This is a genomic window from Gilliamella sp. Occ4-3, assembly GCF_001690675.1.
Classification (GTDB): domain Bacteria; phylum Pseudomonadota; class Gammaproteobacteria; order Enterobacterales; family Orbaceae; genus Gilliamella; species Gilliamella bombi.
Genome location: NZ_LZHR01000021.1, coordinates 53,670 through 63,551, shown reverse-complemented (window position 1 = coordinate 63,551; position 9,882 = coordinate 53,670). Strand labels below are relative to the sequence as shown.

Below are 9,882 nucleotides of genomic sequence, written 5' to 3'. Positions count from 1 at the left end.
TTTACTCCGATCTTTTTTATAAGTTAAAAACTGAAAAATATTGAAAAGTATTTCTTTTATTTCAGTTTTATACGATCCTTTAAGATCCTTTTTTCAATAAGCCTTTGAGCTTTGTTTTGTAATAAAATCCAACTGAAAAAAATTTCATGATAAAACCATGTAGGTGGGTGCGGTGTAGCACAGATTAGGTCACACGATCGATTTTGTCCCCGATTATTTATTTTTTAATAACTCAGATATGAAAATAGCCAATAGCTCAGGTTGGTTATTGATTTATTTTGATTTTATTTAAAATTTATTAAGGCGGCAAATATGGCATTATCAAGGGCTGAAATTCAAAAACGAAGTGATAAGAAAAGAGGTGTAAAACCTAAGGGATATAAGTTATCGATTGAAACAATAGAGATGATTGCGGAGCTAAGCAAAAGCACGGGCAAGGCACAAGGGGCAATTATCGAAGAAGCAATAAAATTATATAAATGTTCGCTATAAAAAAGCCCACGATCGTGGGCGAGGCGAGGGCACAACGTATTATTTTGCAATCACGGGCGAGTATTTTTTATCTAGATTTATCGCATCTGTTTTTACGCCTGTGATTGCGCCTGCATTGACCGGAGTGCTCGTGTTCGGGTGTGAATGCTGCGCTGTCAAATCGGCTAGCCGCTCAATCAGTTCTAGCGTGTCTAACATCAATTGCGATACATTTATCTCACCGCTACCGATCCAAACTTGGGGGGCTACGATTTCTTGTTTTGCGCCGGCAATACTCTGACGAATTGTTTTAATCTGTTCTTTGATTTCGTTTGCTGTGACATCAATTTTATTTTTTACTGATATTGTTTGATTGTTGTTTATTGTTAATGAGTAATCAATACCGACAAACTGCACAAAATTCGAATTAGTCCCAACTGTATAATCTTTTAGTGCAATACTAGTAATTGTATTAGCGCTTAATTTGTGATTGCCGTAAACCGTGAGCGTATTATTGGCTGTAACTGTCGTTTCTTTGGTTGTTGTTTTTTCAGTTGATGAATCGCTATTTAAACAATAATCACGGGCGTTATCTGTCACAGTCTGATCGCTTTCACGTATCATATTGCCGACGTTGTCAATCTTTGTAAAAACCTCAGCACGTTGTTGCAATAAATGCTCGTCTTTTTTGATGTTTGGCATTGTTTTGTTATTCGGGTAAATGTTTCGTATAACCGGCTGATCGGGCTTGCCGTTAATAAACCCTATTTCTACTTCTGTGCCCTCCTCTGGGTAGTGGTACGACCCGCCCTCAGATCCTATATTTGTAACAGGCAACGGTACCGCTTTATAAACCGGCGTCGTCGATTCTTTGCCGTTTTCATCTAATAACTGCACATTAACGGCGTACTTGGGACGGAATGGGGTAGAGATATCACCTAAGTTTGTTTCGTCAGAAATTGCTACAACCTTGGCCATTTTTGACAGATGATAACCATCGGCAAGTTCTGGGAATTCTTTTTCAATTTGTCGCCGTGCTGCCGACTTTTTCCCAGATACATCCTCAAAGGTTATTGTCATGTTATCGTTAATCAAATTGACAATAGAGACCTTTTTACCGTTAATTTTAACGCCTGGGCGTAATTTTGGCACTAGCGGAATTTCGACAATGTTAGATCCGGCGGTTGAAGATGCTATTTTATTTAAATTATCGCCAAGCTTAATGTCTTTATCATTAAAATAGCTATCGTTATAGCTACCGCAATAGATTTTACCTACCGGTGTTTGAAAAAATGTATATTCGGGGATATTGAAAGCCCGGCCAATTTCTTGTAACAGATGATAGCCAGTTCCCGCATGTTTAAAGTGTGGGATTTTTGTATTAACATAATCAGCGGCTGGCAAATTGAACTTTAAGCCTTTTTTTTCTGTCAAATAATTAGCAACATCTTTTAGGGTTGGGTGCTGAAACGAACAATCAATTGTTTGTTGATAACAACCGATTAATTCGCGTATAAATAGCTTTTTAGTGTTGCGTGATGCCGCTTGCTCGCTTTCGACAAAACCAGTAAAAAAACGCTGTAAATCATTGTTATATCCAACATTGATTTTTATCACTTTATTTTTAAGCGATGTTTTATTATCTGCGATAACAATAAAACCGCGACCACAAGCGTTCAGCTCTAACACAATATTACAATCTATAATTTGAACTCGTTCATTATTAATAATTGCGTATTTATTAATTTTCATGCAAAACCTCATCATGACAACGCATCATTAAATACCCCAAGCATGTCCTCAACAATGCCGCCTTTTTCTTGCTCTTGCTCCTCGCTTGGCACTTCTTCAATTATTGCGCCCACATTTTCGTCACCGTTTTCAACTGCTCGTTGTTGTGCCCGTGCTTCTCGTTTTTCGGGCACTGATTTACGTTCTGATAGCGTAAAACTAACTTGCCATGCTAATAGCGTGGAATGGGGAGAAACCGAAACTTTTCCACTGAAAACCGCTTCACGTAAATTTATAACGTTAGCCGTTGCATTTGCTACACGATACAGCTTTTTAGCTCCGCCTTTTTCGGTTTGATATGACAATTCAATCAATCGGCTTAAGCGATCCGGTGTTGAATATTCAATTAACCCGTTAATATTTAATTTCTTTGGTTTGATACCTTTTTCACTGCTGTTAGTCGAAGATGATTGCCCTGACTGGTCTTCTTCCGGCAAATCATACTCGGCAGAAATTGACGGGTTTTTTAATATAATTGATTCACCGTCTAACGCCAATACAATATTATCAACGCTTCCAGCAGATCCGTTATTGTTCAACGATGAGTTTTCTATCATGTACTAAATCCAAAATAGGGGTTAAGTCGTTATCAGAGAATGCTAACAAAAACGTAAAAATATGCTCTTTGTTCGGTAATTCTTTATAGAGATCACACGGCAAACCATAAAAAAATGTTATATCAATACTACCGCCAGTTAATGACGTCGTCTGACTAGCAACTTTATTTAAAACGGCTGCTTTTTGCTGTGCAAACTGCTGTAATTCACTCATTACGCTATCAATTGATGCTTTAGCGTCTTTTTGTGCCTCTTTTAACGTTTGACTGTTAACAATTGCACGCGTGTTACTTGATGATAGTTGCTTTACAATTTTACGATCTGCCGGGTTCGGTATAACCATTTTTGTTACATCTAAATCTTGCACTGTTTTAGCTGTTCTCAGTGCTCGATTGATTTCCGGCAAATCCCATCGCTTACTTAACGCTTCCAATTGATTAATAAAACCGGTTTCCGTCACTGAAGATATTAATATAACAGCAACCGGCGTTATGCTGTCGATTTTTGCCAATAACGCCCTGATTGCTTCTTCGGGTGATAAAAATTTGCTATTAGTGACTTTGTACGGCTCAATTGCTACAACTTCAAAGCTCATTGGCTTATATTTTGCTAATGAAAATGTTTTATCACACCACATGATCGATTACTCCGGTTTTTCCGGCCAATCAATTTCTGGCGCAGCATCGACGTCAATACGATTTAGTAAAACCCGGTATTTTTTCCAAGCCGAATACGCCGTTTTTTCTTCATTAGTTGCAATATCAGTATCAATCGCATCTTGCAAATAATCAATCCGTGATTTAGCTTCACTTAGTAACTGATTTTTTTGCACTGATGCTAACATGACATAATGATTATGCTGTTTTTCTTTGTCTAATACCCATTCTTCACCGTTCCACACGTCAAAATCGCAAGCAGGCTTTAGAAAAGTGTAGTCAACCGGGATATCACCAATTTCTTTTACTGTAGCTTCTTCGCCATTTTTTGTTGAATAGATTTTCTTGCCACGGTGATCATCAAGATAAACCCACGCCCCATTTTTGCGAACAATCGCTTTATTTTCCGGCGATTCCACCGGAGCATCTGAGCATGCGTGAACAGGAAAGCCAAACCCATTAGCTACGTACTCATAAGTTGCATTAATGAATTCACCCGTAACCGGATCTGAATTGTAAATAAGCACCCAACCCGGCTCTACAGCAAAGCCGTTATTGTCAAATTTAGCGAATGGTGGCGTTAATTTGTATTTCATATATAAACCTCTTTTATTACTCTGCTCTAACAATAAACAAAAATGCAAGACTTCTAACTCGATTCTCGTGAGCGATCGGAACGTGTTTTGCTGCGTCGAAAATTAATTTTTGATGCGAACCACCCGACCAGTTGCCCGTTTGGTAAGCACCAATCGAATTCACACTAGCGTAGAAAGCTCCAGAACTAATATTTTGATGCGTGGCCCCGGTCATGAACGTTTCTAAACAACCCCAGATGTTACGTATAGCGTCGCCCTGCCAGCTCAAAATTTCACGACCCGGGTCTACGCCGCGACCGTCATCCCACCCCCGAATATATTCACCCCTAATATCTGGGAGAATACCGTTAGGGTAAGCCGCTGCAAGACGAGGATATTTGCTTCTATCAAAGTGCCATCCATTGCATTTTGCCCAGCCCGGAGGAGGATTAACACTGGGCCAAGGAAGCGGAACGCCAACCGGCACAGAGCGATCGCGAACGTAAGAATCTAAATAGCTAATTCTATTTGGATCAATCCAACCGTTGTTAAAAAAATCACCGTAAAACGACCAAAGCAACTTGTTTTCGTCGCTTGAATAAACACCAACAACGCCGTCATTCCTGACGACAAAATGAAATCTCTTGTCTGGTGACGCTACAACAGATTGTTGAAACTCATCTGACCATGAAAACTTATCATTCAAGCTATTAATTCGATTGTATGCGTTATTAGCTTTATCGTTAACGTTTTTCACAGCTAACAGCGTTGCCGCCTCTGTTTCTGATGTGCTGTTAATTTCTGAACTGAGTTTAACTATTCCCACCTTTTCAGTCGTTGCATGATCGTACGTTGTGATAAATGATTTCGGTTTAACAACAACTAGCTTGCCGTTTGCGTCAACTGAAGCTACACGCTCAACAAAGTGCTTAAACCCGTTTTTTTCGTAATCTTTTAAATTAGTGCCAGCAATTAAATTGTAGTTTACCGACCATTCACCAGTTACAGTACCGGCTAGCCAAGCATCGATGTATAACGATTGATTACTTTCGACTTTTATCGATGTTTGAGCTGTGTGCTCAACTCGCAAACCGGCAACATATGCCAAACCTGATGATACTGTTAATTGATTGCCATTTTTTGTTATTGCAAAACCGTCATTAATTGCTAATCGATTATATAAATCATAATTAGTTAATCGAATACGTTCATCTTCGCCAGCTAATCGTTTTGAATAATCAATCTGCCAAGTTTGGGCATTGACAGTAATACCGGTCGATTCAGAAGCATTATCAATTTCTAACCAAATCGATTCCGTGATTGTGTTGCCTTGCCGTTGCCCCGCGGTCTTTATTTTTCGTGTTAAATCAGTATGCATTACCATGCATAGCGTGTTAGTTTCAGAGTTCACCAAACCAATATAATTGAAAGAAAAATCACCAATACTAGTGTCCAGAATAACAGAATAAACAACTGTTTTATCATTCAATAACCCGGATTGCGTAACTGGAGCAGTATGTACGATTTGACTTGCGGCGGGCATTGAACCGTTTAAATCGATTTCAGTATCGCCATTTATGCCGTTGATGTTAGCAAATATAACTTTATCTAGTTTTATCGGTTGTGATTTGCTCAATTGTTTTATAAAAAACTGTTCGCCTGTTTTTACTATTGCCGTTTTACTCATTGCTGTACTCCATTAAATTCTTTTACTTCACCAAAACCACCCACTTTTAAAATTACTGTTGCTTGGTGTATTCGCTTAAAATCAAATTTAGAACCGTTGTAATGCTGTTTGTTATTAAAATCACCGCACTTAAACCTCATCGGCTGCACGTGAACAATTTCAAAAAAATAACGCCGACATGTACGCCCGTATTGCCTGATAATTTCAGTTAACAAATCGCGGTTATTTGTTAACTGGTTATCAGATAATCGCAAGATAATAACGTCCCAATCATAGCCGCTTTGGCGTTCTAATATTTGAACCGTGCCGATTTCTAGCCGCTCAAATATATTTTTAAATCCAACAACCGATCCCGAATCTGTAGCATTAGCGTATGCGTATTTAATACGTTTTCGATATAGTGCCAATGGCTCGTTATTTAGTCGTTTAACATCGCGTTGATATGCATACAAAAATAATAATCGCTCGTCGCATGTTAACGGGTCGAACTGCATAACTGGGAATTTTAACCATTGATACATACGATCCCAGTACTTAACCGCTGCATTAGCCAGCTTTAACGGCTCGCCTTTGTTCATCCACACTGGCAGCTTGATTTTTAATTTCATTCTGCAACCTCGGTATTTATTGTTAGAGTTCGAAGTCTTGGCACTTCTAACTCGCTGACAATGTCGCCGATGTTAAATACAATCGAATGTAATTCGTTAAATTGTTCGTGTAATTCTTCGTTTAATTTTGAGATGCTAAAACGTGAATACGCATTTACCTGAGTTACGTTATAGTCGTTGTTCTGACGAAATGCGCAACGTATAAAATGCTCAACGTTTAATACATATTGATTGATGTTTGTCGGCTGCTGTTCACGTTCAAAATATAATGTAACAGCAATATCAATTTTCTTTTCCGGCACAGCAAAGCACCGCAGATCGTCGCCATGCCCTCTGTAACCTTGCCCCATAATGTAGTTATTTACTGTATCGATAAAATATTTTGAATCTACGCCGTCATTTAGCAATAGATATAAATTTGCGGTACCCGGGCCACGTGGCGCGTCATGCACAAAATAAACTTGCTTGGTTGAAATACCGGTAATTGTTGTCACAATGCCACGGTAAACGGCATCAGTGTGATAGTGGCCAACAAAGTTATACTGATTCTTAGTTCTATCTCTTAAATCGTCATCTGATTCAATATTAGCCCCCGGCGATATCAACCAATTATCGTCATTAGTAACAGTTACACCGTCTATCTGTTCAACTAAAAAACGATAATAACCAGCAGCCAAGTTATAGTTTTCACCGCTGCCGACGGCCACTACTGGAATGCGTGCGGCTTCAACACCTGCCGGTATGCTACACTCTTGAGTAGTTTGTAATTGATATGTAACCCCGTTAATTTCGGGCGAGCTGATCACAGTGCCTACAGGTATAACAACCGCCTGATTTTTATTTGCTTTAGTGAATAAAATTTCACCCGTTGCCAATGTTGCCGGCTTACGCTCTAAATTAACTGCGTTAGCAAACAGATCTAAAAACTGACCGCTTGCAGTCATTAAAAACATATTCATTAATACATTTTTGATAAATGCATCTTTTAGCCAAACGTATGGCTTTATAACGATAGCCGACATTAATCGCCAAAAGGGGGAGTATTTCGATGTATTGGTGATTAACCCCTCTGCTTTTGTCAATTCTTCGAACTCTTTACGGGCAGCGTTTTCATCAACTGGCATACCGTGATCGTGTAGAATTTTTTCAAACATTTTTTGATAATCAGCCATCGATTGATACTCCAATTTTCCCAAAATCATAAGTGTCAGCAGTCAGATAAAGCCGCTCTGCTGTTTCCTCTTTGATGTGCGCCGTGCCCGGAACAATACGCCGATCGCTTTCAACTAACAGAATAATCTTAGTAAACACGTCATACCTCATTGTTGGCGAGCGTTCAGCAACTAATTCAGTCGCTAAACCGCTTTCAATAATCGCATGTTTAATATCTTGCCCGATGCTTTGCTGATTTTTTGCTAAGTTCGGCTCATAGCCGTTATTTAACGAAAAATCACGATCAGTAATGAGTAAATCAAAATATTTATCCTGCATACAATTGATTCCACTCCTGTAATTGTGCAGGCGTCATCGGCTGCGCGTTATTAATTGTGACCGACTGAATATTCTTACTATTGTCAATATTCTGCGATTTACTGTTTTGAATCTCTTTTGACAATCCACCATGATCGATATCACGCACGATCGTACTTGTGATCGGCGATTTTGCAGTGCTAACCGGAGATTGCTCTGGTTCGTCGATTTTTTCGTATTCAAGTAATTCGATGTTAACACCCGGGATATAATTTAAGCCGTCGATAATTGTGTTAATAACATCTATTCCTTTGTTTTGAATGATTTTAAAAACGCCCCAAAACGCTTCTTTCAATGCATCGCCGACTTTTGAAAATGCGTCAGCATCAGTAAAAAACTCAACAAAACTATCCCATCCGGCTGTTAAATCATCGATTGTTGATATAAATGTATCGCCGATAAACTCAAAAACACCACAAACAACATCAGATAATAAATTGAACGATTCAATCCATGATTGAATATATGCAGTATCTTTTATATAGTCCCAAAACTGCGAGACTAATGTAATAGCGTCAGTAAATACTGATACAATTTTATCTTTTAACCCAACAAACAGAGATACCCAAACATTAATCCCAAATTTAACGATTTTCCAAAGCAACAAAAACACTTTGCCGATGAATTTTAAATAGCCTGCGATCATCTTAAATACCCACGTTTCACTAAACGCAGCCCACAACGCTTTAACTTTTTCAATAACCCAGTTAATTGCGTTACCGATCTGTTTACGAAACACCCAGCAAATAGCAATCACAGCCGCAATTCCGATAATAATTAGTGTAATAGGGGACAGCAGTAACGATATAACACCCGAAATAATTGCAAACACAGCAGCAATACCCGCCAAGCTTATAAGTGCAATTGTGATAATGCCGATCCACTTAGCAATATTTGGAAACATTTCAAGCCATTTGGCAAATTTGCCGATAACGCCACTAATAGCATTCATAACCGGCATTAAAACTGGCAATAACGCCCGTCCAATTAATTCTTTAATATTCATAAATTGAGCATTGATACGCTCTAATGGCTTGACGTTACCTTGTGCCATTTTTTGCATCAGCTTGAAGTTTTGACCTTTGCCGATTTCTTTAATATGTTGATTTAATTCATCGGAGTTATTCGCCAATGTTTTTACAGTATCTGCACCAGCACCAAAGGCTTTATCTAATAATTCTTGGGCTTTAATGTTCTTTGATAAATCCTTGCCAAATTTACCCTGTATTTTTGCGATAATTTCTGGCATTGATAGCATTTTGCCGTTAGCATCAGCAAACGAAAGCCCTAGCTCTTTACCGGCTTTGCCTAAGTTTTTATACAGTGCAGCATATGAGCCCGCAGCACCCGCGCCAAGGCTTTTACTTGCCATGCTTAAAACGACGGCCTGCTCCGACATACTTACGCCATTATTGGCGGCTGTGCCTTTGGTTTTTTGCATCATGCTTTGCAGTTGCTGAGTTGAGACGTTAAAATTGTTTTTAGCATATGCCGAGATCCCGGCGGCATGACGGGCAAAATTTAACTGGCCAATTTTATTAACTGTTCCTTTGTAGCTCGCTGCCATTTGCTCAATGTACGCCGTTGATGTGTCCACGCTTTCGCCTGTCGCTTTTGACAGCATATTCATCGCAGCAACAGCCTGCGGTACATCTGCATCACTAATACCAGATAGCGCCCCTTTAATTGATGATGCTGAATTGACGAAATCAATAGCACTAGTGCCATATTCAGCACTGAATTTTTTTGCTGCTGTTCGCAGCTCATTAATTGACGAAACACCGCCCAAACTAGCGTTTTTTAATGCTCTGTCCATTTCCTCAGCAGGAGACAGCAGGGCGGTAATGCTCTTGGCAACAGCAAACAGGGCAATGCTGCCGCCGCCGATTTTTTTAAATGAGCTTGCAGCAGTCGCATTAAATGACTTAAATTGAGACTGTACACGCTTAAGCGGTGCTGTTACGCGATCAGTTAATTTAATTACAAAATCTAATGATGATGACATTT

9 protein-coding genes and 2 pseudogenes are annotated in these 9,882 nt (G+C 39.2%); 1 reads left to right on the top strand and 10 read right to left on the bottom strand.

Translation table 11 applies throughout. The annotated features are described in order from the left end of the window. Positions 1-312 precede the first annotated feature (312 nt). Positions 313-492: a hypothetical protein gene (locus A9G44_RS02090; RefSeq protein ID WP_065609055.1), complete on the top strand. Its 180-nt coding sequence runs from the start codon at positions 313-315 to the stop codon at positions 490-492. Between the two features lie 39 nt (positions 493-531). Here A9G44_RS02090 and A9G44_RS02085 read toward each other — a convergent pair whose 3' ends face one another. The 10 genes and pseudogenes from A9G44_RS02085 to A9G44_RS02045 all read right to left on the bottom strand — a co-directional run bounded on the left by A9G44_RS02085 (position 532) and on the right by A9G44_RS02045 (position 9,880). After that, on the bottom strand, positions 532-2,223 hold the full coding sequence (locus tag A9G44_RS02085; RefSeq protein WP_065609054.1) for a hypothetical protein: 1,692 nt from the start codon (positions 2,221-2,223) through the stop codon (positions 532-534). A gap of 11 nt (positions 2,224-2,234) precedes the next feature. After that, positions 2,235-2,819 carry a baseplate complex protein gene (locus tag A9G44_RS02080; protein ID WP_065609053.1) on the bottom strand — a complete coding sequence of 195 codons (585 nt, stop codon included), beginning with the start codon at positions 2,817-2,819 and terminating at the stop codon, positions 2,235-2,237. Next, positions 2,791-3,456, bottom strand: coding sequence for a hypothetical protein (locus A9G44_RS02075; protein WP_065609052.1), 666 nt, complete (start codon positions 3,454-3,456; stop codon positions 2,791-2,793). Before A9G44_RS02075 ends, A9G44_RS02080 begins: the two co-directional genes overlap by 29 nt. 6 nt (positions 3,457-3,462) lie before the next feature. Continuing rightward, on the bottom strand, positions 3,463-4,071 hold the full coding sequence (locus A9G44_RS02070; protein WP_065609051.1) for a tail fiber assembly protein: 609 nt from the start codon (positions 4,069-4,071) through the stop codon (positions 3,463-3,465). A 229-nt stretch (positions 4,072-4,300) separates the two neighbouring features. After that, positions 4,301-4,540, bottom strand: a pseudogene (locus A9G44_RS13935) (phage tail protein); the annotation flags it as partial. A gap of 240 nt (positions 4,541-4,780) precedes the next feature. Further along, positions 4,781-5,737 (bottom strand): annotated as a pseudogene (locus A9G44_RS13930) (phage tail-collar fiber domain-containing protein); the annotation flags it as partial. Further along, positions 5,734-6,345, bottom strand: a complete 612-nt coding sequence (locus tag A9G44_RS02060; RefSeq protein ID WP_065609049.1) for a phage tail protein — start codon at positions 6,343-6,345, stop codon at positions 5,734-5,736. The pseudogene A9G44_RS13930 and the gene A9G44_RS02060, both read right to left, overlap by 4 nt. Then, entirely contained in the window at positions 6,342-7,517 is a 1,176-nt protein-coding gene (locus A9G44_RS02055; protein WP_065609048.1) for a baseplate J/gp47 family protein, read from the bottom strand. The genes A9G44_RS02060 and A9G44_RS02055 overlap by 4 nt, the downstream gene beginning before the upstream one ends. Next, positions 7,510-7,836, bottom strand: a complete 327-nt coding sequence (locus A9G44_RS02050) for a DUF2590 family protein (protein ID WP_065609047.1) — start codon at positions 7,834-7,836, stop codon at positions 7,510-7,512. Before A9G44_RS02050 ends, A9G44_RS02055 begins: the two co-directional genes overlap by 8 nt. Next, positions 7,826-9,880, bottom strand: a complete 2,055-nt coding sequence (locus A9G44_RS02045) for a phage tail tape measure protein (RefSeq protein ID WP_065609046.1) — start codon at positions 9,878-9,880, stop codon at positions 7,826-7,828. Before A9G44_RS02045 ends, A9G44_RS02050 begins: the two co-directional genes overlap by 11 nt. Positions 9,881-9,882: the final 2 nt, after the last annotated feature.